Origin of the sequence: Corynebacterium sp. ES2794-CONJ1, from assembly GCF_025660615.1 — a bacterium.
In the GTDB taxonomy this organism is placed as follows: domain Bacteria; phylum Actinomycetota; class Actinomycetes; order Mycobacteriales; family Mycobacteriaceae; genus Corynebacterium.
Map to the genome: position 1 here is coordinate 45,168 of NZ_JAOTIM010000001.1, position 24,894 is coordinate 70,061.

The 24,894-nt window shown below is 53.0% G+C and carries 22 protein-coding genes; 7 read left to right on the forward strand and 15 right to left on the reverse strand.

Features of this window, described 5'->3' with window-relative positions; translation table 11 throughout:
- Nucleotides 1-35: 35 nt before the first annotated feature.
- The 5 genes from N7326_RS00225 to gndA form a co-directional block, all read right to left on the reverse strand.
- Nucleotides 36-881, reverse strand: coding sequence for a hypothetical protein (locus N7326_RS00225; protein WP_259157816.1), 846 nt, complete (start codon nt 879-881; stop codon nt 36-38).
- On the reverse strand, nt 882-1,940 hold the full coding sequence (locus N7326_RS00230) for a hemolysin family protein (protein WP_259076997.1): 1,059 nt from the start codon (nt 1,938-1,940) through the stop codon (nt 882-884). It lies immediately after the preceding gene.
- Nucleotides 1,940-3,343, reverse strand: coding sequence for a hemolysin family protein (locus N7326_RS00235; protein ID WP_259157814.1), 1,404 nt, complete (start codon nt 3,341-3,343; stop codon nt 1,940-1,942). Before N7326_RS00235 ends, N7326_RS00230 begins: the two co-directional genes overlap by 1 nt.
- A gap of 90 nt (nt 3,344-3,433) precedes the next feature.
- The gene (locus N7326_RS00240; protein ID WP_259076993.1) at nt 3,434-4,753 is read right to left on the reverse strand and encodes a DEAD/DEAH box helicase; all 1,320 of its coding nucleotides are present in this window, start codon (nt 4,751-4,753) and stop codon (nt 3,434-3,436) included.
- 86 nt (nt 4,754-4,839) lie between these two features.
- Nucleotides 4,840-6,297: an NADP-dependent phosphogluconate dehydrogenase gene (gndA, locus tag N7326_RS00245; RefSeq protein ID WP_259076991.1), complete on the reverse strand. Its 1,458-nt coding sequence runs from the start codon at nt 6,295-6,297 to the stop codon at nt 4,840-4,842.
- 116 nt (nt 6,298-6,413) lie between these two features.
- Here gndA and N7326_RS00250 point away from each other — a divergent pair, with 116 nt between their 5' ends.
- Nucleotides 6,414-6,893, forward strand: a complete 480-nt coding sequence (locus tag N7326_RS00250) for a PaaI family thioesterase (RefSeq protein WP_259076989.1) — start codon at nt 6,414-6,416, stop codon at nt 6,891-6,893.
- Here N7326_RS00250 and N7326_RS00255 read toward each other — a convergent pair.
- The 3 genes from N7326_RS00255 to N7326_RS00265 form a co-directional block, all read right to left on the reverse strand.
- Entirely contained in the window at nt 6,890-8,098 is a 1,209-nt protein-coding gene (locus tag N7326_RS00255; RefSeq protein ID WP_259076987.1) for a saccharopine dehydrogenase family protein, read from the reverse strand. The genes N7326_RS00250 and N7326_RS00255 overlap by 4 nt on opposite strands.
- A 45-nt stretch (nt 8,099-8,143) precedes the next feature.
- Complete coding sequence (locus N7326_RS00260) at nt 8,144-9,193, reverse strand: magnesium and cobalt transport protein CorA (RefSeq protein WP_259076985.1); 1,050 nt, start codon at nt 9,191-9,193, stop codon at nt 8,144-8,146.
- A gap of 121 nt (nt 9,194-9,314) precedes the next feature.
- Nucleotides 9,315-10,718 (reverse strand): NAD(P)/FAD-dependent oxidoreductase, encoded by a 1,404-nt coding sequence (locus tag N7326_RS00265; RefSeq protein ID WP_259076983.1) that lies wholly within the window; start codon nt 10,716-10,718, stop codon nt 9,315-9,317.
- A gap of 404 nt (nt 10,719-11,122) precedes the next feature.
- Here N7326_RS00265 and N7326_RS00270 point away from each other — a divergent pair, with 404 nt between their 5' ends.
- Entirely contained in the window at nt 11,123-12,349 is a 1,227-nt protein-coding gene (locus tag N7326_RS00270; protein ID WP_259077108.1) for an SAM-dependent methyltransferase, read from the forward strand.
- Between the two features lie 131 nt (nt 12,350-12,480).
- On the opposite strand, the gene N7326_RS00275 is transcribed toward N7326_RS00270, so the two are convergent.
- From N7326_RS00275 to N7326_RS00285, 3 genes are read right to left on the reverse strand one after another with little or no spacing between them, the layout of a single operon-like run.
- Nucleotides 12,481-12,663, reverse strand: coding sequence for a hypothetical protein (locus N7326_RS00275; protein ID WP_259076982.1), 183 nt, complete (start codon nt 12,661-12,663; stop codon nt 12,481-12,483).
- Nucleotides 12,660-13,379, reverse strand: a complete 720-nt coding sequence (locus N7326_RS00280; RefSeq protein ID WP_259289208.1) for a YceI family protein — start codon at nt 13,377-13,379, stop codon at nt 12,660-12,662. Before N7326_RS00280 ends, N7326_RS00275 begins: the two co-directional genes overlap by 4 nt.
- Nucleotides 13,380-13,383: 4 nt before the next feature.
- Nucleotides 13,384-13,716, reverse strand: a complete 333-nt coding sequence (locus N7326_RS00285; RefSeq protein ID WP_259076978.1) for a hypothetical protein — start codon at nt 13,714-13,716, stop codon at nt 13,384-13,386.
- A 182-nt stretch (nt 13,717-13,898) separates the two neighbouring features.
- Between N7326_RS00285 and N7326_RS00290 the strand changes: the two genes are divergently transcribed.
- Nucleotides 13,899-14,303: an RNA polymerase-binding protein RbpA gene (locus tag N7326_RS00290; RefSeq protein ID WP_259076976.1), complete on the forward strand. Its 405-nt coding sequence runs from the start codon at nt 13,899-13,901 to the stop codon at nt 14,301-14,303.
- A gap of 46 nt (nt 14,304-14,349) precedes the next feature.
- Here the strand turns inward: N7326_RS00290 and N7326_RS00295 are convergent, their stop codons facing one another.
- The 4 genes from N7326_RS00295 to cobN form a co-directional block, all read right to left on the reverse strand.
- A complete protein-coding gene (locus N7326_RS00295) occupies nt 14,350-15,144 on the reverse strand; it encodes a polyprenol monophosphomannose synthase (protein WP_396124695.1) in 795 nt (264 codons plus the stop codon).
- Between the two features lie 64 nt (nt 15,145-15,208).
- Entirely contained in the window at nt 15,209-16,678 is a 1,470-nt protein-coding gene (lnt, locus tag N7326_RS00300; protein WP_259077106.1) for an apolipoprotein N-acyltransferase, read from the reverse strand.
- A gap of 17 nt (nt 16,679-16,695) precedes the next feature.
- On the reverse strand, nt 16,696-17,238 hold the full coding sequence (locus tag N7326_RS00305) for an FxsA family protein (protein WP_259076974.1): 543 nt from the start codon (nt 17,236-17,238) through the stop codon (nt 16,696-16,698).
- Between the two features lie 69 nt (nt 17,239-17,307).
- Nucleotides 17,308-20,934, reverse strand: coding sequence for a cobaltochelatase subunit CobN (gene cobN / locus N7326_RS00310; protein WP_263087994.1), 3,627 nt, complete (start codon nt 20,932-20,934; stop codon nt 17,308-17,310).
- Between the two features lie 248 nt (nt 20,935-21,182).
- On the opposite strand from cobN, the gene N7326_RS00315 reads away from it, so the two are divergent.
- The 4 genes from N7326_RS00315 (at nt 21,183) to N7326_RS00330 (ending at nt 24,894) form a co-directional block, all read left to right on the forward strand.
- Nucleotides 21,183-22,367 carry a precorrin-3B synthase gene (locus N7326_RS00315; RefSeq protein WP_259289209.1) on the forward strand — a complete coding sequence of 395 codons (1,185 nt, stop codon included), beginning with the start codon at nt 21,183-21,185 and terminating at the stop codon, nt 22,365-22,367.
- Nucleotides 22,364-23,011 carry a precorrin-8X methylmutase gene (locus N7326_RS00320; protein WP_259076968.1) on the forward strand — a complete coding sequence of 216 codons (648 nt, stop codon included), beginning with the start codon at nt 22,364-22,366 and terminating at the stop codon, nt 23,009-23,011. The genes N7326_RS00315 and N7326_RS00320 overlap by 4 nt, the downstream gene beginning before the upstream one ends.
- Before the next feature lie 3 nt (nt 23,012-23,014).
- Nucleotides 23,015-24,508 (forward strand): precorrin-3B C(17)-methyltransferase, encoded by a 1,494-nt coding sequence (gene cobJ, locus N7326_RS00325; RefSeq protein ID WP_259289210.1) that lies wholly within the window; start codon nt 23,015-23,017, stop codon nt 24,506-24,508.
- Nucleotides 24,509-24,579: 71 nt separating this feature from the next.
- On the forward strand, nt 24,580-24,894 hold the full coding sequence (locus N7326_RS00330; protein WP_259076964.1) for a hypothetical protein: 315 nt from the start codon (nt 24,580-24,582) through the stop codon (nt 24,892-24,894).

The following is a 24,894-nucleotide window of genomic DNA, read 5'->3' on the forward strand; positions in this document are numbered from 1 at the left end:
TCAAAACTGCTACCTATTTGACTTCTACTATAGAACTATAGAACACAGGCAATAAGATTAATGAGCTGCTCGCGTAAAACTTTTCCCCGTTCAGCAAGTTCGCGCTGACGACCCACGTACTCCTGCTTACCGGCGGTCTCCTCGATGGGAACTACACCCAGCCCATATGCGCGACAATCGTAGGGCGAAGCCTCCATATCGAGAATACGCGCGTCCCACGCAAGCTCGAAAGTGTCAAGGAATAACTCACCGGGCACCAGGGGCCCTAGTTTCATTGCCCATTTATACAAGTCCATGGTCGCATGTAAACATCCCACCTGCTCCCATTCGACTTGACTGTGACGATCTAAAACCGTGAGGTTGAGGGGTCGAGCTGGGGGAGTGAAGAAACGATATGCATCGAAGTGGGTGCATCTGATTGAGTGATTCTCAACCACTTTGTTGGTTTCGCTCGAACCGAGCCGAAGCGGTAGATCGTGGCGCGGTTGATCGGTACGGTAAACCATCGCCCATTCATGCAGACCAAAGCAATCAAAGTGAGCCGGATTGGATACCGTGGTGCTGAGTAACCGGTGAATGAACTGAAGCGTTTGTTTGCGTTTCGACAGGTAAGAATCGATATCTACACTCGAGATCCCATTGACAGTGGAATAGTACCTCCATTGAGCCTGTGGTGAGGTGCCTGCATCATCAAGTCCGCGACCCCAGCCAGGGTGCCACCGCTCCAGGTGCGCTGCTCGGGTGGGATAGTATTCAAAAAGAAAATCGAAGACGGGGTGTTTGATACCCTGACTCCGCCTGTGGAGGTATGGCGTCGTATACCGACGCGCACGGCGCACATGCGCCGCCTCGAGATCGTTCCACGAGGTTAGGATGTCCATTTATTGCCCGTGCGTCCAATCAGCAAAGGTGCCTACGTACTCCTCGATAATATCTTCTAAGGTAACAATTCCGATGAGTACTCCTCGGTCACGAACCTGAGCCATATGTGCTGATTTAAGGTGCATGGCAGTCAGAGCCTCATCCATGGCACCGGAGGCATCAACTATGGTGAGAGGTCGGATTTCGGCGGAGTGGATGATGGAATCGGCACCGTAATCATTCCCGTCCAAGAACCGATCCAAAATATCCTTAACGTGGACGTAGCCCTTAAAGGCCCCCCGGTCATCGACGACGGGGAAGCGCGAAAACCCTGTTTCCACGACCGCTTGCTCCAAGTCACTTAGTTGTGGCCCGCGTACTCCGTAGTTGAGGGTGCGAACCTTTTCGAGAGGAATGAGAACATCAGCAAGTGGACGGGCTTCCACGTTCAAGGCCTTGCTCAGACGTTCGTGCGCGCGTTCATTCAGAAGACCCTCCGAGCGTGACTCTAAAATCATAGATGCCAGCTGATTGTTATCTACTGTGGCGGCGAGCTCGTCTTTTTGCTCGATGCCAAATAGGAAAAGCGTGCGGCGAGCAGCTGAGTTCATCAGTGCGATGAATGGCCGGGCGAGCTTAGCAAATGCCAAAAGTAGGGGAGTCAACCATATAGCCAGGGTCTCAGGCCCTGCTAGTGCGATATTCTTCGGTACCATTTCGCCGAAGAGAATGTGCAGGAAAGTAATCAATCCCAGTGCAATCGCGAAGGAAATGGGGTGGAGTAATTGATCGGGTATATGAACCTCATGAAAGACTTCTTCAAGAAAATGCGCGACTGCAGGCTCAGCGACCTTACCTAAAATTAGAGAGGCTATGGTAATACCAAATTGGCAGGCGGCGAGCTGTATCGATAACGTCTCAATTGCGTGCAGGACTCGTTGTGCTCCAGGGCGTCCCTGAATAATCAGCGACTCAATGCGATCGCGGCGAGAAGAGATAAGAGCGAACTCGGCGGCCACGAAGAAGGCATTAGCCAAAAGCAGTACGCTGATCATGGCGATGGTACTAATGAGTCCCACTATGAGACCTCTTCCTGGTTATCAGTGGATTTAAGGCGTGCATCCTCAGGGCTGATCGGCATTAAGATGACTTTGTCGATGCGGCGATCCTCCATGACAATAACTTGGGCCTGCCAGCGGTCGGTGAAACCAGAGGTAAATTCGGCTAGTCCTGGACTATCAGATTCTGGAAGCACGAGTGTGTCGTTGACATCGGGGATTCGCCCCATCTCAGCCATGATGAGCCCGCCGAGGGTTTCGTACGGCCCTTCGGGGGCGATATATCCAACATTTTCGGCCAGTTCATCGAGACGTACTAGACCGGAGACTTGCCAGTAGGTTCCAAATTTTTGGAAATCCTTTTCTGCTTCCAGATCATCGTGTTCGTCATAGAAGTCGCCGAGGATTTCTTCCACGACGTCTTCGACGGTGATAATACCGGCGGTGCCACCATATTCATCGGCGACCAGGATCATTTGCGATCCGGCAGCCCTAATCTCGGCCAGCACCGCATCACCATCAAGGCTCTCCGGAATCGCTTTCACCGGGCGAGCGATTTCCTTCAAGGTTGTGGTGCCTCGTTCGGCGGAGGGAATAGCGAAAGCATCGCGAAAATGCACCACTCCGAGGGTTTCGTCGAGGTCGCCTCGAATGACTGGGAACCTGGAATGACCTGTGGAATGAGCAAGGGCGATGAGATCGAGAACCGTCTCGTCATGGGACAGAGTCTCAATGGTTGAGCGTGGAGTCATAAGTTCCTCCGCGGTGGTTTCACCGAAGCGAAGTGAGCGATCGAGAACCAAGGCGGTATTTTCATCCAATTCACCTTGCTTCGCTGAGTTGCGGACCAAAGCCGTGAGCTCCTGTGTGGAGCGCGCGGTAGCTAATTCGTCTGCAGGCTCAATACCAATCTTGCGCACAAGGAAATTCGCTGAGGTATTGAGGAATCGAATAAAGCCCTTAAAGATCACGTTGAAAATGTGAACCGGGGTGACCACTAGTCTTGCTGTTCCTAGGGGATCAGTAATCGCGAGGTTTTTAGGTACTAGTTCGCCAAAGACCATTGATAAGAATGTAGCGATGATAAGAGCCAAGACGAGCGCAATCATAGGGGAGATATCCATCGGAACCCCAAGAAATCCCAGGAGAGGATTGAGGAACTTAGCCAAAATGGGTTCTGCGAGGTATCCCGTCGCCAGCGTCGTAATTGTGATGCCGAGCTGTGCTCCAGACAAGACGAAAGAGAGATTACTGTAATCTCGTTTAACCGCATGGGATAATTTATCTCCTCGAACTGCGAGGTCATGATCGATGGTGGAGCGCTCAAGGCCGGTGAGAGCGAATTCCACGGCAACGAATAAACCAGTACTGGCGGTTAAAAGTACAAATCCGACCAGTCCGAGGATGCTACTGAGTATTTCCATTGTAGGAGTTTTTTCGAATGCATTAATGCATCCGAGAAGAAAGCTACCTTTCTCATAAATAGGAGTACCGCGTTACGGGAATATCATAGCCTAGCGGGTGCCACGATTTCTTGATTGACTGTGCCTCGAACCCCGAGCGCGCCTGGTATTCCCTCCACCGCTAGCTGAAGAACGCTTAGTTCTGCTACCACGGCCGCGACCGTCGCTAGCCTGAGCCTGTTGTCCGAAAGGTGCCAGCGGTTTATACGTCGGGCTTTGTGCGCCTGTAATGGTTGCGAGCTCAACAGAGTGAGCATTGACGCGGTGTGTTTTAGCGCTCACCCCCGCTTTACTCAGAAGTTTTTTAACCTCGTCTATTTGCTCCTCGGTCACCAAAGTTACAACGGCACCGCTAGCTCCAGCGCGGGCGGTGCGCCCAGCACGATGCAGATAGGCTTTATGCTCCGCTGGAGGATCGATATGTACTACCAAATCCACATCGGAAATATCTATACCGCGGGCGGCGATATCGGTAGCAACGAGAACAGGTATCTCACCTTCACTAAAGCCCCCAAGGGCACTCTGACGGGTATTTTGACCCTTGTCGCCATGAAGGCCCACTGCGTTGATGCCAGCACGGCGCAGCTTCTTTACCTGGCGGTCAACGCCGTGTTTTGTTCGCATAAACATGATGGTTTTACCATCACGAGCAGCAATTTTTTCCACAACATCGGCACGGGACTGGCGATCCTTCACTATAAATTGATAGTGCCTCATCGTATCCACACTGGCAGCCACGGCGGCTGTTGAATGAGTAACTGGATTCCGGAGAAAGGCCCGTACCAATTTATCAACGTCGCCGTCGAGGGTGGCGGAAAAGAGGAGACGCTGTCCCTTCTGGGGGGTAGCCCGCATGAGTTTCGTAACTTGAGGCAAAAATCCCATATCTGCCATTTGGTCCGCTTCATCGAGAATAGTTGTCTCGATCCGGTCTAAGTGAAGATAGCCCTGGTCGATGAGGTCTTGGGCCCGCCCAGGGGTGGCCACCAGAAGATCAACGGGAGCCGCTAATGCTCGGATATGTCGATTGATATTCACTCCGCCGACAACGTCTAAGAGGCGAAGACCGAGGGCAGCTGCCGGATCGTCGAGGCGGGTACGAACTTGCGCTGCGAGCTCACGCGTAGGGACTAAGACGAGCGCACGGGGATGCCCAGGTGTAGAGGCCCCCGACTGAGCTAGGCGGCTTAGAGTGGGTAAACCGAAAGTGAAAGTCTTTCCAGATCCGGTGGGGCCTCGACCGAGGATATCCTTGCCTGCTAGAGCGTCGGGAATGGCCGCCTCTTGGATAGGAAAGGGAGTCTCGATACCTTCTTTACGCATCGCCTGAACAATGGCGGGGGGTAAACCGAGATCAGCAAAAGTAGTCATTAGGAAGAGCCTACACCTTATCTACAGCAAAACCAGCTTATAGCCCGCGCCCCCCACACGTAGCGGGCGCGGGCTGGGCGGTAAACCTAGGAGGTTTCGATTTCAGTACGGTCACCAGACCATAAGGTATGGAAGGTGCCCTCCTTATCGACGCGACGGTAGGTGTGCGCACCAAAGTAATCTCGCTGCGCCTGAATTAATGCAGCTGGCAGCCGCTCGGCTCGAAGTGAATCGTAGTAGGAAAGCGATGATGCAAAAACCGGTATGGGCTGACCAATATGAGTTGCCACGATTACGATACGACGCCACGAATCAATGAGGCCACTCAACTCCTCCTTGAAATACGGGTCGAGCAATAAGGTCGTGAGCTCGGGGTTGGCATCGTATGCTTCCCGAATTCTGTTGAGGAATTTCGCCCGGATGATGCAGCCGCCCCGCCAGATCGTTGCCAGGTCGCGGGGGTCCACATTCCAGTTATTCTCTGTCGAGCCAGCTTTAATTTCGTCAAATCCTTGTGCATAGGCGACGAGTTTGGAGGCGTAGAGAGCGCGGCGTACATCCTCGATGAAAGTATCGCGATCGATACCGAGAGTCTCTAACGAGCTTAATTCGCCAGAGGGGAGCGTCCCTACGGTGGCCTCGCGTTGTGCTGCGGCACCTGAAAGAGCTCGAGCGAATACCGCTTCGCCGATACCCGTAACAGGAATGCCTAGGTCGAGCGCTGCCTTGACCGTCCAGCGGCCGGTACCTTTTTGACCTGCTTGGTCAACAATTAAGTCCACGAGGGGAGTGCCGGTTTCGGCATCAACCTGAGAGAGTACTTCAGCCGTAATTTCAATAAGATAAGAATCGAGATCGCCCTTATTCCAGGTGCGGAAAACTTCGGCTATCTCTTCAGGTGACATCTGTGCGCCGTATCGCAACAACTGATAGGCCTCACCGATTACTTGCATATCGGCATATTCAATGCCGTTGTGTACCATCTTGACAAAGTGGCCGGCGCCATCAGGGCCGATATGCGTGACACAGGGTGTTCCGTCAACAACAGCTGCGACAGACTCCAGTAGGGGTCCTAAGGCGTCCCAGGTGCGGGCGGGTCCACCCGGCATAATCGACGGGCCGTTGAGGGCACCTTCTTCACCGCCAGAAATTCCTGCACCCACGAAGTTGAGCCCGCGAGCAGCTATTTCTTTCTCTCGGCGGATCGTGTCCGTGTAGAGCGAATTGCCGCCATCTATGATGATATCGCCTTCATCCATAGCATCTGCCAGCTGGTTGATAACGGCGTCAGTAGCGGCGCCTGCCTGCACCATAATGATTGCACGGCGAGGCTTTTCCAGAGAGGCCACAAAGTCCTCGATGGTTTCGGAGGGAAGGAAATGTCCCTCATCACCGTAATGCTCCATGAGGTCTTCGGTTTTGGAGTAGCTGCGGTTATAGACCGCTACGGTATGTCCTCTACGGGCAAAATTTCGAGCGAGGTTGGAGCCCATGACGGCCAGGCCAACGACCCCGATATGGGCCAAATTGCTGTGGTTACTCATAGTGTCCTAGCATACCTCGTTCGGTGAATGATCCCATATCTCGACTCATGAGAGTGCACGGTTGATGGCTCTGGTTGATAGTTGCGGTTATTTTTTTCCTCAGTAGGGTTGGATCTATGTCTTTAGTTACTGAAAATCCAGATACCGTCACTGAACTTACTCACCTCTTGTCCGAGGTTCCCGAGGTGGGCTTGCATATGCGCGAACTAGCTCAACTTAACGAGCTGCTCGGGGGCTATTCAACCAGTTTAGGTTTACGCTTTACAACGGTAGAACGCGATAAAGTATGTGCCGAGATGCCCATCAGCCACGACCATTTGCAGGCCATGGGGCTGGTAAACGGAGGAGTATACTGCGCCATCGCCGAGACCGTAGGATCGGTTATGGGGCTCATCAAGGCGCCGGGAAAGCTGGTCGCCGGGGTAAACAACAATACTGACTTCCTCGCTCCGGTTCGCGCCGGTGTTCTCAGCGCGGAAGCCAGCATCATCCACGCTGGTGTATCAACTCAACTTATACACGTTGATATCTTCCACCGCTCTACTCTGGTAGCGCGATCGACGCTGCGCACCATGGTTCTCAAGCCCCACGATTAGTTGAAGCTCATCCCACCCCTGCGTAGCCTATCGAGGTAGATATCTCCTAAAGCCGTCGCTGGGGTGAAAAAGCCTCCGCGGATAGGTGCTTCATCTCGGTACTGGCAAGCAAGGGTTTTCGCAGCCTCACTAAGCATCATGGCGGTGACATAGTAACCAGGGTCTCCGAGTGCGCTAGTGGTGACACTGATCTGCCGGTCGGATTCGGTAGTGCCAATGAACTCAATGATAAATCCGCCTTTACGAAGATTCTTTTCCCTAGCACCCTGCCCAGGTTGCGGGATGACGAAAGAGAGAGCCTTACGCAGGCGTGGGCGGCTTAGGAGCGCGAAACCGGCGCCAAGAAGACCGGTAATAAGGTCACGAACAATCAGCCCTTTCAATCCATGCCCGCAATCGAGCGCTTCGGTATAACGCATATCACGTCCGTACCGATGGCCCAGTAATGCTTGAGAGCGTCGAACGACACGAGTATTAAAGGGCGCCATAAAGAACGGAGCTAAGTACCGATTCTGGTATTGTTCGCGAACTAGGTCTGGTTGTCGGAGACCTATGCTGCGGGCACGGTCGCGCTCGGCCGTCGGATCGGGATTGAGCGCGAAAGGATTGTGGATCAATGAAGCAATCCGGCGATCTGCGTGAGCGGCAGCACTCACTGCTTGCATCGACGCTATCGTTCCGCCGGATAGAGATCCCGACAGCTTCCGCACTATCATACGCACTTCTCGAAGCGGTTCCTCTGCTTTTTGAGCTAGCCTGTAAACTCCCATATCACTGGGAACTGAATCGAAACCACAGGCAGAAACGAGGACCGCTCCGGATTTTACTGCATCTTTTTGGTAGCGATCGATCATGCTTCGAATAAAAGGAACTTCTCCGGCTAGATCCACATACCCCGTACCTCTGTGCGCGCAGGCCTTGATGATCTCTTCGCCGTAGTGGCTATAAGGCCCCACCGTGGAGATGATGACCCGTGCGCGCTGTGCGAGCAGATCCATATCTGCGCTATCAAGGGCATCTGCAATGATGATTGGAGGAGTCGGTTCCTCGAGACGATTAACGAGGCCTGCAAGCTTATGGTGATTGCGACCAGCTATCGCGATGCTGAGCTGCTCCGAGTGTGCATGAAGGTACTGGGTTACTAGTTGTCCGACGTAGCTACTGGCACCGAAAATAATGATATCGAATTCACGTGAGGCATCCATGACTCTATCCTAGCGATGACGGCCCAGCTTGATGATGGAAGTGGGCTAAAGCCAATTCCATTTTTTGAATGCGAGCCACATCGCTATCACGAGCGAGACCATGATCGCAAGGACGATGAAATATCCGTATTGAGTCTCCAGCTCAGGCATATTGGCGAAGTTCATACCATAAATACCGGCCACAAGGGTGGGTACCGCCGCCATCCCAACAAATGCAGAAATGGAACGCATATCCGTATTTTGCTGCAACGTGACTTTTGCGACAGCGGCGGTAATCAAGTTCGTGAGGCGTTCATCGCAGCTCGCAATCTCGTCTTTGGCTACAATCTCGTGATCCAGAACATCGCGAAAATAAGAGTGAATTTGGTCATCAATGAGATCTGCATTATTGCCAAGTAAGCTGCGCAATGCAGGGGCTAGGGGATCGATGGCATGACGCATTTCTAAGATCTCGCGCTTAAGCAAATAAATTTGATCAATACTGAAATCAGACTGCGGAGTGAAAACTTCTTCCTCGAGCTCGTCGACGTCTTTGGTCAGTTCACGCGAAATCATCATATAATCGTCGACCAAACAGTCAGACATGGCCCACGCGATAGCCATGGGCCCGTAGCTCGTGGTGTCCTGGTGAACTAAGCGCTTGGCCACATCAGGGAGCGGGGTATTATGCCGAATGGTGATTATGGATCGCGGCCCCACTACCATTTGAACTTCGCCCGTTGAGATAACTTGGCGGGTGCGCACCACGGATTCTTCGTTGATATCGAAATCTGTGTACTTAACGCTGCGCACGACTACAAAAAGCTGATCGTCGTAACGCTCTACCTTGGGGCGCTGATGCGCAGTCACGGCGTCTTCGGTAATGAGTTCGTGGAGGGCTATATGCTCAGCGATATCCTGCATTTGAGCATTGGAGGGCTCGACCAAACTCAACCAGAGGAAGCGATTATCTCCCGTTTCACAGGTCGAAATGACCTCGGCCAATTCTTTTGGCGATCTGACGGTGAGTTCCTCGTTTAGGATTCCATCTTCGTATATATAGAGATGATCGATGATCGCAGCAAAATCGGGGTGGGCATGAGCAAGGGAGGGCACTAAATTTAACTTTCTACCTAGAAAAGAGGAGCGCTTGTCACAGGATAGACTACCGCTAGCGGCATGCACGAAAAAACGCTGGGAGAGTGGTGTGTCCCAGCGTTTTTTGGTTTAACTCGTATTAGGAACGACCAAAGCGGGAGGTATCTCGAACCTCAATGGGGGCATCTGTATAGTCGTCGACGTTGGACATGAGTTTCTGCAATGCAGTGCGCGAGTGCATTTGCTGTCTTGTGGTAGCCAAGTGCCAGCGCTTGCGCGACATGGCATTAAGGCCCCACGAGATCATTGAAATGAACCGGTTACGGAAGCCCACGATGAACATGAGGTGGACCACAAGCCAAAGTATCCATCCGATAAATCCGGTGATTTCAACCTTGCCGAGCTTAACAACCGCATTAAAGCGCGAGACTGTAGCCATGGAGCCCTTGTCGAAGTATTCGAATTCAGGGCGTTCCTCAGCGGAGCGACCTTCTACTTCAGCAGCAATTTGATCTGCTACGTACTCTGCACCTTGGATAGCAACCTGGGCAACTCCTGGCAATCCGTTGTAGTTCATCATATCGCCAATGACGAAGACATTTTTCTCATCGGCCACGGTGAGATCGGAATTGACCGGGACGCGGCCTGCGCGATCTACCTCAACCCCAGCCTGATCGGCAATGAGCTTGCCCAGTGGGGAAGCCGCGACACCGGCAGACCAGATCTTGCAATAGGAGTCAATGGTGAAGCTTTCACCGCTCACGGTATCTTTATAGGTCACTGCACTGCTGGTGACATCGGTGACGATTGCATTGAGTTTGACTGTTACGCCAATTTTTTCCAAGGAACGCTGGGCGTTGCGGCCGAGACGTTTGCCAAACGGGGGAAGAACCTGCGGTGCCCCATCGAGCAGGATGATGCGGGCGTTGGCGGGATTGCAGCGACTATACGCCCCCGATAGAGTACGATGTGCGAGTTCTGCGATCTGGCCAGCCAATTCCACACCGGTAGGTCCGGCACCCACAACGACGAAAGTTAGGAGACGATCGCGCTCTTCGAGATCTTCTGATAGTTCCGCGCGCTCGAAGGCGCCCATGATTCGGGCCCGGAGCTCGAGAGCATCGTCGAGAGTCTTCATACCTGGGGCGAATTCTGCAAAGTGATCATTGCCGAAATAAGACTGTCCTGCACCTGCGGCCACGATCAAAGAATCATAGGAGACCAATTTATGGAAACCGCCAAGTTCGGTGCGAACCGTCTTGGTTTGCAGGTCGATATCGGTCACCTCGCCCTTGAGAATATTAACGTTCTCCTGTTCGTTGAGAATCTGGCGCGTCGCTGGTGCAATCTCACCTGACGAGAGAATGCCCGTAGCCACTTGGTAGAGCAATGGCTGGAAAAGATGGTGATTCGTGCGGTCGATCAAGGTGATATCCACATCCGCATTCTTCAGGTTGTTCACAGCGAATAGTCCACCGAATCCGGAGCCGATGACGACGACGTGGTGGCGTCCACCCTCGGGGCGGAATGGAGTTTCAGGCATGAAAATTTTCTCCTCATACATCGGTTTTCATCAAGATGAAAATAAAGGATGTATTCTTAGTTGTTTGACACTAGTGTTTTCGCACCACACTGACAGCGTGGTGTGATTTTTAACATGTTAGTCGCTGCCACACTCAATTTCCTATTTGAAAACTAATTCGATTTTCGTCTTCGTGAATTTTCCGCGAATTCCAAATCCAGGAATTTTACCCGGTGACTGTTCCGTGTGCCGCGCCTGGGTACACCCGTATTGCCCTATAAAATAGAAAAAAACTGTGCACTCGAGAAGCGGAGGGATGCGTCATCGCGATATTTAGCTCTGTGCACCGCGATTTTGCGGCGCACCTCGAATATATTGACGCCGAGGCGTGGCCTGGTATTGCCCACATTCCATCAGGGCGACTTATGGCCGCTCGAGCTAGGCGCAGCGAAGCCGAATTTGCCGCAGCCTGTCAGAAGGCGGAAATCGCTCTGACGGGGGATCGGCCGGATATCGTTGTTGCGCGTGAAGAGCTCTTTTATCGGATTGCTCATGCTGGTTGGTTGGGTTTTGCCGAGGGGTTTATGGCGGGCGAGTGGAGTGCGCCAGACCTCCCAGCAGTGCTGCAAAAACTTATTGAGATTGAGTATCGCCCGCGCCATTTTCGGCAGATTGTGGGTGGCATATACGACGGATCGGAGATCCCAGCAGCTCTCTACAAGCATTTTTCCGGGGATGGGATGAGCCCTCACGGCACACTATTTTCCTCGGGAGTGCCAACGACACAGCGTATCAATGTGAAAAGCTACGCGCCTGGCGCTCGACGCGGCCGAGAGTCAGCAGCACATTTCGTTGACCTTACCGAGGTGTCGCCGCCTGCACATGTAGAGCGTGCTGATTTAGCGGATGCTCAGTGGCGAGCTCTCCATGAACTTCTTCGGTCTGCCCACGTGGGCACTGGTACACATATTTTAGATTTTCCGGCCTCGGGGCCAGCGATGGCACTCGCTGCGGCACATGTAAAGGCCACGGTGGACATTGTCAGCAGCGACATGGAATACGTGCGCTATATCCGCCGGATACTCAATTGTGAAGATTTAGCGGAACTGAGTCAAGCGGTGAGAGTGGAGCATATCGACGGTTTATTTCCTTCACCCAAGACGTGGTCTCGCAATTATGATGCGATTGTTTCAGTGGAGAAGTTGGAGCATATGGGAGGGGGTGCGAAAAAAGCATATATGAAGTTCATAGACGATGTTATTGCCCCTGGTGGTTATATAGCGATGCAGACTGTGGTCGCCACTGAAAGGCGATCCAAGGCTAGTGAGGAGAGCCTCGCAGTTTTGAGGGCTTATGTGTCACCAGCCTTGGATTATTTAAGGACCGAGGACATTCACCGTCTGGTGGACACTCACACTCACTGCAGAATCATATCGCAAACACATAGTGGTAGTCATTATGTCGAAGGCTTGAAAATGCAACGCGAGATCTTTGAAGGCAAGTTACGAGAAGCGGCCGCGGATGGTTTTGATATTACGTATCGGCGCTTGTGGATTTTCCAGCTTGCCTTGCGGGAAGCCTTGATGCGCTATGGTGCCTTAGATGCCGCCCAGCTGGTGTTGACGACACGGCGCGGTTCGCGGCGTCGGTGATCCTTGGGGAAGTCAGCTAAATGACATAATGTACATTATCGGACAATTTTATGGTTTAGGCCAAGATGAAGTAATGCCCGCTATTATGTCACAGTGACACAATAGCGGGCATTATTTGTGTGCTCGCATCTCTACTTGCTAAGACTGTCTCTCATGGTTTTTCGGATTCTGTATAGTTGGATACTAATCATCACCACCAGGACTAAGCCAATGCCACCGGCGATATAGCTTCCCTGGATGAGTACATATGCGGTAAAGGCCACAACCACGACTAGACGCAGCCATAGCATCGGTTGCATCCGTGGATCATTCACGATGCAGAGTCTTCCGGTTCAGGTTTTATCTTCTCGAAGGTCAGTAGAATATTTAATTCGCCTTCCTCGTCAATCTTTGCCGCCACAAAGTCAGGAGTTTTCACACCATAGTCGATGCGGTTGATATCAATTGTACTACTCATAGAAATTCGATCACCATCGCGCACGGCCAAAAACTCACTGGTGATCTCCTGTGTAGTGTCCTTGATAGTAAGTTCACCGGTGATGTTTACTACCCCCGCGGCACCGTTGCTGGGAAGAGAGCTGATATCTACCGGCTGAGTAAGCCTAAAATTAGCTGTGGGATAGATATCGGTATCGAAGATTTTTCGACGTACATTAATATCTCGGCGTTCCCTATCAGATGAAATAGATGTCATATCAACTTCAATGCGACCTGACTGAATGGTTCCACCGGCGATCTTGATATCCCCTCGTACGCCTCGGGTCGATCCAGATGTAGTCCGTCGGTCCGACGGCAGCAACTCTCCAAATGTAAATCCCACTGAGGATATATGAGGAGAACGTCCGTATACTACAGTCCAATATCCGTCTATATCGGTGGTGGCCGGTTTGGTAGCGGCCGTGTCTATGCTGCCCGTCTTAATACCGGGGCCCAATAGCACAGGAATGACCGCCGATGCTAGGGCGAAGAGACCTAAGAGTACAACCGCAGTCACCGTCACAAAAATTGCTATCCGCGCTTTTAGATTCATTACCCTACCTTAATCTCAACTGCTCAATACTTTTGGAGATCCCAACTAATTCTGCGCACAATGCAGCCACTTCATCGGGATGCGCTCCCTCGGCAACAGCAGTTTGAATATCCTCAGCAGCGCACCTCAGCTCGAAGAGCGAATCCTGAAGCTGATGAGCCCTGTCAGGAGTTATGATAACAGCCTCGGAGGAAATGACCGTACCTACAACCGCGTTCCGCTGCTCATAAGCGCGCTGGCGGCATGATTGACTGCAGTATTTGCGTGGCCTTCCGCGTAGCGGCTTTTCTATTTCGGTTCCACACCACTGACACGCCAGCGCTCGTTTACCTGCCATTCTTCCCAGTCTAGCAACCAGGTCACTAGACCCCCAGCACAACCGTCACAGACCTCAACTCGGAACTTTTCACCGTGGTGTAACGTTATATCCAATGATCCGTGAGTAAAAGGTACTCGCGTCAATCCCCATACCGCTGTTGAGCGGGGGAAGAACTTTTAAGGAAAGGACTGATTCGCACTATGGCAGACCGCGTTCTCCGTGGTTCCCGAATGGGTGCCGTCAGCTACGAAACCGACCGCGACCACGATCTAGCACCTCGCCAGATGGTCCGTTATAAGACCGAAACAGGCGACATCTATGACGTCCCCTTCGCTCACGACGCCGAAATCCCCGAGACCTGGCAGTGCAAGAACGGCCAGACCGGTCATCTCATGGAGGGTGAAGGAGTCTCCGCTAAGCCCACGAAACCACCGAGAACTCACTGGGATATGCTGCGGGAACGGCGCTCAATCGAAGAGCTTGACCAGCTCTTAGAAGAGCGTATTGATCAGCTACGCCGACGGCGTCGAAACGCAGCTCGGCTTCTCAAGCAGCAGGAGGAAGAGGCAGCCGCCGCTCGCGCAGAAGAGGAAAACGTTCACTAATGCATAGCGAAAACCGCAGTGGGATATGTCCACTGCGGTTTTTCGATTAAATATAGTGTTCTTTACGCCACTTCTTAACTTCGTGAGCAATAAGATGATAACTCTCTCTGGCGATCGCCTTAACCTGTTCGCTGCGATAAGTCAAGCCCCACTTGCTCACCTCAAGCAGCGAATCCTTCACAAAGGATCCATCCAACTTCGATTCCCCGATTTCGCGTTCAGTGAAGGTTATAGGAACCTCGCGGATATCAAAACCCAAATTATTCACTCGCCACGCCATATCCACCTGGAAGATATAGCCCGCACGGGACAACTCATCAAAATTCACCTGTTCTAAGACCTCGCGTCTAAAGGCCCGATAGCCAGCTGTCATGTCCTTGATGCCCGCCCCTAAAGCGACAGAGATATAGACATTGCCTCCCTTTGATAGGAGGTAGCGATGGCGAGGCCAGTTCACTACTTCCCCACCAGAAACGTATCGTGAACCAATCACCATGTCAGCGCCTTGGTCGATCTCGTCAAGAAGTCGGTGCAATTGCTCTGGAGCATGGGAACCATCGGCGTCCATCTCCACCAGAATGTCGTAGTGGCGCTCAAGGCCCCAGTGGAACCCTGCGATATAGGCGCCGAGTAGGCCGCCTTTGCCCTCGCGGTGCAGTACGAAGATATGGTCATCGCCGCTGGCTAGTTCATCGGCCAAATCACCGGTACCGTCGGGAGAATTATCGTCGATAATCAAAATATCAACATCCGGGTTACTTGCACGCACCCTTGAGGTGATGAGCGGAAGATTACCCACTTCGTTGTAGGTTGGGATCAAGACGAGAGTCTGAGAGCTCAAGATATTCTCCTTTAACAGGTCAGATACCCACGGTCGCTCTATGGAAGTGGGTGCGAAAAAGACTCTAGAGTTTCCGACGTACTAATGCAATCGATAGCGCCACAGCGACAAGCCCCATCATGACTAAGGCCCACTCGATGTCTGAGCCAAAACGAGCCGCAGGGCTGAGACTGTCTTTCAGCGGCACGGAAGCTGTCAGATTCTTGGCCTCGAAAATTCCTGTTCGAGACTGGATACTTCCATCGGGTGTCACAATCGCTGATACCCCAGAAGTAGCCGCGACAATAACAGCTCGATCCAATTCGATCGCGCGCATCCGGCTCATTGCTAACTGCTGATAGGTCATATCGCTGAATCCGAATGTGGCATTATTTGTCGGAGTGGACAGAATTTCTGCTCCAGCTCTGACGGCATCCCGCCCCGCTTGGTCAAAGGCAACTTCATAGCAGGTGCTGATACCAACGCGTACGTTGCGTCCCAGTTGCATTGCACGTATCGCTACCGTGCCATCTCCGTGTCCAGGTTGGAAATTGCCGGCTAGATCCACCATAGAGGAGAAAGTACGGAAAAAATCACGCATGGGCATATATTCCCCAAACGGCTGGAGAAATTTCTTGTGGTGGTACTCCCCTGGTCCTGAAATTGGATCGAAAACCTGCATTGTATTGTGTGCCCCCGCCTCATCTCGAGTAATTGTGCCCACTAGGATTGGCGCATTGAGCTGCGATACCGCTTGATCGATCAAACGCCGAGCATCCCCATCCTCGAAGGGGTTGACATCGGAAGAATTTTCTGGCCACACTGCGAAGTCAACAGGTTCAGAGATCCGTGCAGTCTCTGCCACGTGATTGCCTAATACTGCACGCCGCTGGGCATTGAAATCGAGGCCCAGCCGTGGCACATTGCCTTGCACTGCTGCGACTGTGACCGTCTCAGTGCTTTCACCTCGGGGCATCATGATGGCGGTGGCGCTTAAAATCACGACAAGGCTGAGCACCAGCCCGTGGCCTAGATCCATTCTCCAGCGGGCCAGCGTTGTGGCGAGCAGACAAATCATGGCACTCACCAGCGCAGGCCCCCCGAGAAATGCCAGGGATGCCAACGGACCATCAATCTGCGTCCATGCTAGGCGGACCCACGCGAAGCCACCATAGGGCCATGAGGAACGCAGGAACTCGATGGTGACATAGTAAAAAGCGAAACCGATATAACCGTATCGATGGGCGAGTATAACTGCTCCACCTGCTCCTAAGAGAAGAGAATACAGTGCCAAAAAGATTGCTAGCGCTATATATGGGAAGGCTCCGACAAACTCACCAATCCACGGCAGCATCAGGAGGTAGACCACGAGACTGTGGGCGAAAGCGATCACAGAGCCACTGCGCATACTCACAGCACGACCGTTATAGGGGCTCAGCGATAGCACGAGCACAATCACCCCGACGATTGCCGCCTTCCACCACCCCAGGGGTTGATAACCGCTATAAACTAGCAGGCCCCCAAAAGCGCTCAGCGCTATCCGGCCGAGAAAAATTACCAAAGGTTTATGCCTCATGAGGACTTTTTGGGGTCGTCAAAATCTTCAGGATTAAGATTTTTCGACCACGTGCTGAGCTCTTCCTCGTCGATTGTTTCGGCCGTTGGGGTCACTGAGCTCCCTGAGGCACGGGATTGTGCCCCCGGCCCAAAGTGGCCGTAGCTGTGCGGAGAGCGGTAGCCCTGGGTCATTTCGAAACTGCGTACCCCTAGATCCGCGATCTTGGCTCGTAGTTTTTTAGCCAAAAGACGGCGCACGACGGCCCGGGTAGGGGCGATGATGAGAATAAGTCCTATCAGTGTGGTGACAAAACCGGGCAGAGCAACACCCACTGCGCCCGCAGCAAGCAGACCTAGATCTCCAACCGCCTGTCCAGCACTGCTTCCTAGGGAGGCACTACGAGCAACTCGGCGCATCTCAATTGCGGCTAATAATAGCCCTGCAAAGAAGAATGCAAATAGCAGTAAAAGGGCTACGCCCACTCCCAGCCATTTGGATACCAGCCAAAAGGCCAGCGCCTCGCACACGAAATAGGGCACAACGAGAAAATATGGCATAGCAAAATACTAGCGCAATAACGCGCGCGCCGCCGAAGGGCTTTCAGGCGGCGCGCTCATGACGCGATATTAGCGATCTTCGAGTTCTCCCTCCATCTCTAGGAAGGTAGTACGCAGAGTATCGAGTGCTTCGGGGCTAGGTTCCTCCCACAGCTTCCGTTCGGCTGCCTCGAGAAGCCGTTCGGCAATATCACGCAGCGCCCACGGATTCGATTCCTGGAAAAATTCCCGATTCTTTGGGTCCTTTACATATGTGTCCGTGAGAGTTTCATACATCCAATCCTCCATAAGACCTGTGGTGGCATCATAGCCGAAGAGGTAGTCCACGGTCGCTGACATCTCAAAAGCACCTTTATAGCCGTGGTTACGCATTGCTTCGAGCCAGCGGGGATTGACTACGCGAGCACGGAAAACGCGCCGCGACTCCTCGTGCAGGGTTCTGGTTTTTACTGTTTCTTGGCGGGTGGAATCACCAATATAAGCTTCAGGATCAGCACCTGTCAGAGCTCTGACCGTCGCGATCATACCGCCATGGAACTGGAAGTAATCGTCAGAATCGGCTATGTCATGCTCCCGGGAATCAACATTTTTTGCCGCTACTTGAATGCGGCGGTACGCCCGGCGCATATCATCGCTAGCCTCGACGCCATTGACGCCGCGGCCATATGCATAGCCACCCCATGCGGTGTAGACCTCCGCGAGGTCTTGATCGTCGCGCCAATTCCCAGATTCAATAAGCTCCAACAGTCCGGCCCCATAGGTGCCAGGCTTGGAACCAAATATTCGGCGTATAGGACGATCTGTGCCTTCCGCATCCTCGCTGATATGAGCGCGCACATAATTCTCCTCGGGGCTCTCATCCAACTGTGCCACCATGTTTACAGCATCGTCGATGAGCGCTAATACATGGGGGAAGGCATCTCTGAAAAAGCCCGAGATGCGCACCGTAGTGTCAATGCGGGGTCGCCCCAATTCCTCGAGAGGGATGACTTCGAGATCCACGACGCGTCGCGAGGCGTCGTCCCATACGGGTCGCACACCAAGTAGTGCGAATACCTCCGCAATATCGTCTCCAGAGGTGCGCATAGCGGAGGTACCCCAAACCGACAGGCCGACAGACTTCGGGTAGGTTCCGTGTTCCTTTAAATACCGCTCAACCAGGGAATCAGCGAGCAGATGCCCTGTTTCCCAAGCCAATCGTGAGGGCAGGGATTTGGGATCTACAGAATAGAAGTTGCGGCCCGTGGGAAGCACATTAACAAGTCCGCGGAGCGGAGAACCAGAGGGGCCGGCTTCAATAAATTTGCCATCCAGAGCGCGTAGGATTTGTTCCACCTCGCGAGAGGTTGCAGCAAGCCGAGGAATGAGTTCTTCGCATGCGAATACAAGAAGGTCACGCAGGCCACGGCGGTCAAGATCGTCCGGGAGGTAATCAGCCGAAGCAAGAAGATGATCTACTTCCCCACTGCGCCAATGCTGTGCTTCAAGGCTGGAGAGTAACCGGTGCGCAATTGCCTCCACCTCGTCAACTCGAGTGCGGCTTTCTTCTCCAGTCTCTGCGAGTCCTAAGGCTTCTCGTAGACCAGGAACCGCGGATTCCCCGCCCCACAGCTGGCGGGCACGAAGCATGGCTAAAACCAGCTCAACGCGCACGTCACCAGTAACTTCTTCGCTAAGGATATGGAGCCCTCCGCGGATGGACACATCTTTGATCTCGCATAGCCAACCATCGATTTCCATGATTTTATCGTCGAAGGCGTCTTCGTCGGGGCGTTCATCCCAACCTAGATCACGGTCCATTTTGGCAGCCTGCAGTAGAGTCCAAATTTCCTGGCGAATCGCTGGTAACTTTGCGGGATCCATCGCTGCAATATTGGCGTGTTCGTCAAGCAGCTGCTCCAAACGAGTGATATCGCCATAGGATTCCGCGCGGGCCATCGGAGGAATCATATGGTCAACCAAAGTGGCGTGAGCACGCCGTTTGGCCTGTGTGCCCTCCCCTGGATCGTTAACGAGGAATGGATAGATTAGCGGTAGCTCCCCGATGGCCTGATCGGTATAGCATTGTGCCGATAGTCCAGCGTTTTTTCCTGGCAGCCATTCCATATTTCCGTGTTTACCCATATGCACGATGGCGTCGGCACCAAAAACCTCACGCAGCCAGTAGTAAACGCCTAGATAATGGTGGTTCGCTGGAAGGTCAGGGTCGTGATAGATTCCCACAGGATTCTCTCCGAAGCCGCGCGGAGGCTGGACCATGATAACAACATTGCCGAAGATTAAACCTGCTATATAAATCTCGTCTGTTTCTGGATTGACATAATGGGTTCCAGGGGCTGGTCCCCAGTGCTCGATCATTTCCTCTTGCATCTCTTTAGGAAGCGTCGAGAAAAATTCCCGGTAGGTATCTCCCGATAATTTCAACGGGTTATTGGCCATGACCTCGGGTGTGAGCCATTCTGGATCATGTCCACCAGCATCGATCACAGCGTGCATGAGTGCGTCGCCGTCTAGGTTGCCATCTTCGCTATAGCCTGGAATCAGGGCTGGATCTCCGAGGTCATAGCCTGCTTTTACTAGGGCCCTGATGACACGCAAGACTGACTGCGGAGTATCAAGACCCACGGCATTACCAATGCGTGCGTGCTTGGTGGGGTAGGCCGAAAACATGAGAACGAGTTTCTTTTCGGCGGGCGGAATTGTCGATAGCACGGCGTGCCGGTAGGCAATGCCTGCGAGTCGTTCGCAACGCTCGGGATCCGGGATATAGGTGATCAGTCCCGCCTGATCATATTCTTTAAAGGAAAAAGGCACGGTAATAAGGCGTCCGTCAAACTCAGGAACTGCGATCTGGGTCGCCACATCCAGTGGGGACAGACCTTCATCAGATTCTTCCCACTCTCGGCGAGGGCTCGTCAAGGCGAGACCTTGGATGATGGGGATATCGAGGGCAGCCAGTTGGGCGACATCCCACGCCTCATCGTCACCTCCGGCCTGAGCCGTTGCAGGTTTCGTACCACCAGCGGCAAGAACAGTAGTGATGAGTACGTCGAAGGTGGCGAGTTCAGCTAAGAGATCTTCTGGTGCCTGGCGTAATGAGGCCGCATAAATAGGAATAGCGGTGGCACCACGGGCGGCTATAGCGTCCGCGAGGGCATGGATATAGTGGGTATTCCCTGCCAGGTGCTGAGCGCGGTAATACACAATGCCGATACGAGGGCTAGGTGCACCCTGGTTCCATGGCGTATCCAAGGAGTCTGTTTGTTCGAGGTAACCCCACAGTGGCATTCGTCGTGGAGGCTGGAAACCTAAACCGGTGAGAAGGAGCGTGTCGGAGAGGAAGTTATGGAGATTATGAAGGTTATCGAATCCACCTTCCGCTAGATAGGTATGGGCCGTAGTGACCACACCAGCCGGAGGGGTGGAAAGATCGGTGAGCTCGGCATCGACCGCCAGCTCCCCCGAGACTATGACCACGGGTTTTGGTGAAGCAAGCAGTGCATCGATCCCCCATTCCCACGCTCTCTTGCCACCAAGAAGCCGAACCACAAAGATATCGGTTGTTCCGATGAGTTCACTGAGGCTGTCAGAGTTGAGATAATTGGGGTTCGCGTAGTGGTAATGAACATCAGGGTGTTCGCTGGCTGCTCGTGCGGAGAGCAGGTCGGTATCGGAGGTCGAGAGCAGTGTGATCATCGAGAAAAAATGATCCTTCCGGGTTCATATGGATAAATTGCTGAGGCGATGAGAGACCTTCTTGGTAATCATTGCCGTAATAGAGTAAGTGTATACTGAGATTCCTCGTAGATTGGTGTCTTGGGCCTAAACGCTTGTTCGCGCGGCCCGGATATATCCACCGCAGCGAGGATATTGGTGCACCTTAGCACGCTATTAAGGGATTCCTAAGTTATTAAAAGGTTGAGAATATTAGTAGAATCGCCGCTATGACCAGATCTCACCTTCGCTCCATTGATGCAGTCCCGTCAGATACCCCATTCAGCAGGTCTGTCGGAGATAAATGTCCTGGTGCTCTCAAACTATTCCCAGCTTCTGATGGCTATATAGGTCGGTTGCGATTTCCCGGAGGACGGATCACAGCGAAGACATGGTCCGTTATCGCCAAATTGGCACTTGAGCTCGGCGACGGTGAAGCGCACATCACAACCCGCTCCAATCTGCAAATTCGTGGTGTGAACGACCACACGGCTTTTAGTTCGCGAGCCATCGAGTGTGGTCTCGTGCCCTCAATAGCTCACGACCGCATGCGCAATATCCTAGCCTCCCCCCTTTCAGCTAAAGCTCAAGCTGATAGCCGAACCTTGGATGCTGCCATACTGGCCGATAGTGACGTAGCCGCCTTACCCGGACGGATTCTATTCGGAATCGACTCTGGGCGCGGCGATATTCTCGGTCAACGTGTAGATTTCGGAGCGCAGCATCGATCCGATGGCAGCTATAGGCTCATTCTCGCGGGTGAACCCACGCCCTATTGCGCTCCCGATCAGCGCACTATGATTGACTCTCTGCTCGATGCCGCTCGATACTGGCAATCGCATCGGGGCAAGCTGTGGCGAGTAGCCGAATCGGCGAGCCTAACTCGTGAGATCATGGAGTTATGGTCCCAGAACACTGCATTAAGCTATGAAGATCTCAGAGATATCCTAAGACCAGAGCCCGAACACCATATGCGACCAGTCGGATGGCTCGACAATGAAGACGGCACCGTTAGCCTAGGAGTTGGACTGCCATTCGGGGTGATCCCACAGCAGGCTCTTCAGGTTCTCGGAGTCATCGAAGTTGATACTTCCATTACGCCGTGGGCTTCGCTGGTTGTCCATGATCTCACCGAAGGTGACGCCGAAGCAATTGTTAAGGTACTCGCGCCCCTAGGCCTCATCCTTGATGCGAACTCTCCCTGGCTGAAGGTTAGTGCCTGTACAGGTTTACCGGGGTGTCAAAAATCCCACTCTGTCACGCGCAGCGATGCTAGTGAGTTTATAGAAAGAGGCTACGATTTAGACACACCTGTCCATTTTTCCGGCTGCGAACGTCGCTGTGGGCACCCACTGACCACATACACCGACTATGTGGCAGTAGGTGACGGCGAATACGAGGTATATAATCGATGAGTTTTAGCTATATCACTGATGGCGATGAGATTTACAGGCAATCATTCGCCATGATTCGAGAGGAATCAGATCTCTCGACCTTCACCACCGAGCAATCACAAATAGCAGTGCGCATGATTCATGCTGCTGGCGAGACTGACCTCGCTCGAGATATCGAATTCTCCCCCGATGCAGTTACCTCCGCCCGAGAAGCATTCTTCCAGGGGCGCCCAATTATCACCGACGTCACCATGGTGCACGCTGGCATCACACGGGCCAGGTTGCCTAGAGATAATAAAGCTTTGTGCTTTCTCCACGACGAACGCACTAGGGATCTTGCACGTCGACTAAATACCACCCGTACCGCCGCTGCCGTGGAACTGTGGGAGCCCGAACTTGCCGGCTCAATTGTAGCTATCGGAAATGCACCCACCGCTCTCTTTCACCTGCTTAATTGGCTCGAGGCCGACCCACACCGTCCTCGACCAGCGGTTATTTTAGGTATCCCCGTGGGATTTATCGGTGCTGCTGAATCAAAACTGGCACTCAGTGAAAAGGCTCGTGAACTAGGCACTGATTTTATTACCGTGCACGGGCGTCGCGGCGGATCCGCCATCACTTGCGCAGCTATCAACGCTCTAGCCACCTATAAGGAGATTCTTTAAATTATGAATCACGGCACGCTCATCGGCGTCGGTGTAGGTCCAGGCGACCCTGAATTGCTCACTATCAAAGCGGTATCCGCGATTAAGAATGCTGATACTGTTGCGTTTCATGCTCGTCCGGGCGGCAGCTCTGCGGCGCGGGCCATCGCTGAGCCCTATCTAAATCAGGGCCAAGAGTTGCTCCTGTTGGAATACCCTGTCACCACTGGCGCCACCGACCATCCTGGAGGTTATGCCGGGGCCATGGCTGAATTCTATAGTGAGGCTATTGCACAATTGCGCACCCGCCTGAGTGACGGTAAGACTGTTGCGGTGATTGCCCTTGGTGATCCCATGCTTTACTCCTCCTACCAGCATCTGCACGGAGTTTTAGCTGAGGAATTTCATTCCGTTGTCATTCCCGGCATCCCCTCTCTGACAGCGGCAGCCGATGTCCTCGCCAAACCTTTATGTCAAGATGACGAGGTGCTGAGTATCCTTTCCGGCACCCTTGATGAGTCGGTTTTAGTCGAGAAACTGCGTAATACCGACTGTGCAGTGATTATGAAACTGGGTCGTACTTTCGACAAAGTGCAGCGCGCGCTACACGAAGCTGGTATGGCAGATAGAGCTTATATCGTCGAGCGCGTGGGGATGGAGGGCCAACGCTCCTACCCACTTAATGCTGTGGGAGAGGAACCTGTCCCCTATTTCGCTGTCGTGGTTGTTCCTTCAAAGAAAGCTGAGCTCCCGCACGATGAACCACATATCCAGACTGGTGAAGTAGTTGTTGTAGGCCTAGGGCCCGCTGGTGCGCAATGGCTTAGCCCTGAGGCCAGTGCCGAGCTCAAGGCAGCAACCGATATTGTGGGATATTCTACCTATGTCAATAGGGTTCCCGATCGGGCTGGACAGCGCAAGCACCACAGCGATAACAAGGTTGAAGCGGAGCGCGCTGCTATGGCGCTCGACTTAGCCCTCCGCGGACGCCGCGTTGCCGTGGTATCTTCTGGCGATCCGGGGGTTTTCGCCATGGCTGCAGCTGTTCTGGAGGTGGCAAGCGATCCCCAATGGGTAGGGGTTCCAGTACGCATAATTCCAGGGATGACCGCAGCCCAAGCAGTAGCTTCTCGGGTAGGGGCACCGTTGGGCCACGATTTTGGCATGATCTCCCTGTCTGATCGTCTCAAGCCTTTTGCAATTGTGGAAAAGCGGGTGCGAGCCTTGCTGCAGGCAGATATGGCCTTCGCAGTTTACAATCCGGCTTCTAAGCAGCGGCGTGAGCAGGTCCACACGTTAAAGAGGATCGTTGCAGAGTATCGATCACCCGACATACCTATTATCGTGGCCCGCGCGGTGGGCAGCGAGAGTGAGAAAATCACAGTCACTACCGTTGCCGATTTCGATCCCGACATAGTGGATATGCGAACCATGCTCATTATTGGGGCATCGACGACCACCACCTACAAGGCGGCAGGATGTGTAACACGCGTGTATACTTCGCGATATTATACTTAGTTTCGTAGCGCGACTCAATGATCGAGCTGCGCAATAATATTGCGATGCAGTCCACGATGAAGAAGGGCCCAATGAATTTATATTCCTTCAAACGCTCCATGATTGCGCTGGTCACCGCCAGCACTGTTATATGTGCTGGCATGAGCGCGGTTGAGGCGGCGCCTAGTACCAGCTCTATCACCGCTGAAGATTTTAATAAGGATGTCGGTAGCATCGACTCCAACAGCTCGAACCCAGAAACTAACACGGGCTCATCCGCCACCTACTGGTTTGATCGCCAACAGGGCTGGGTGCAAACCCTCATCATAGTGATAAGCAGCTTGCAGATTGCTGCCCTATTAATAGGCCCGGCGCGCGCCTTATTCTACAATCTTTTTAAGGTCTAA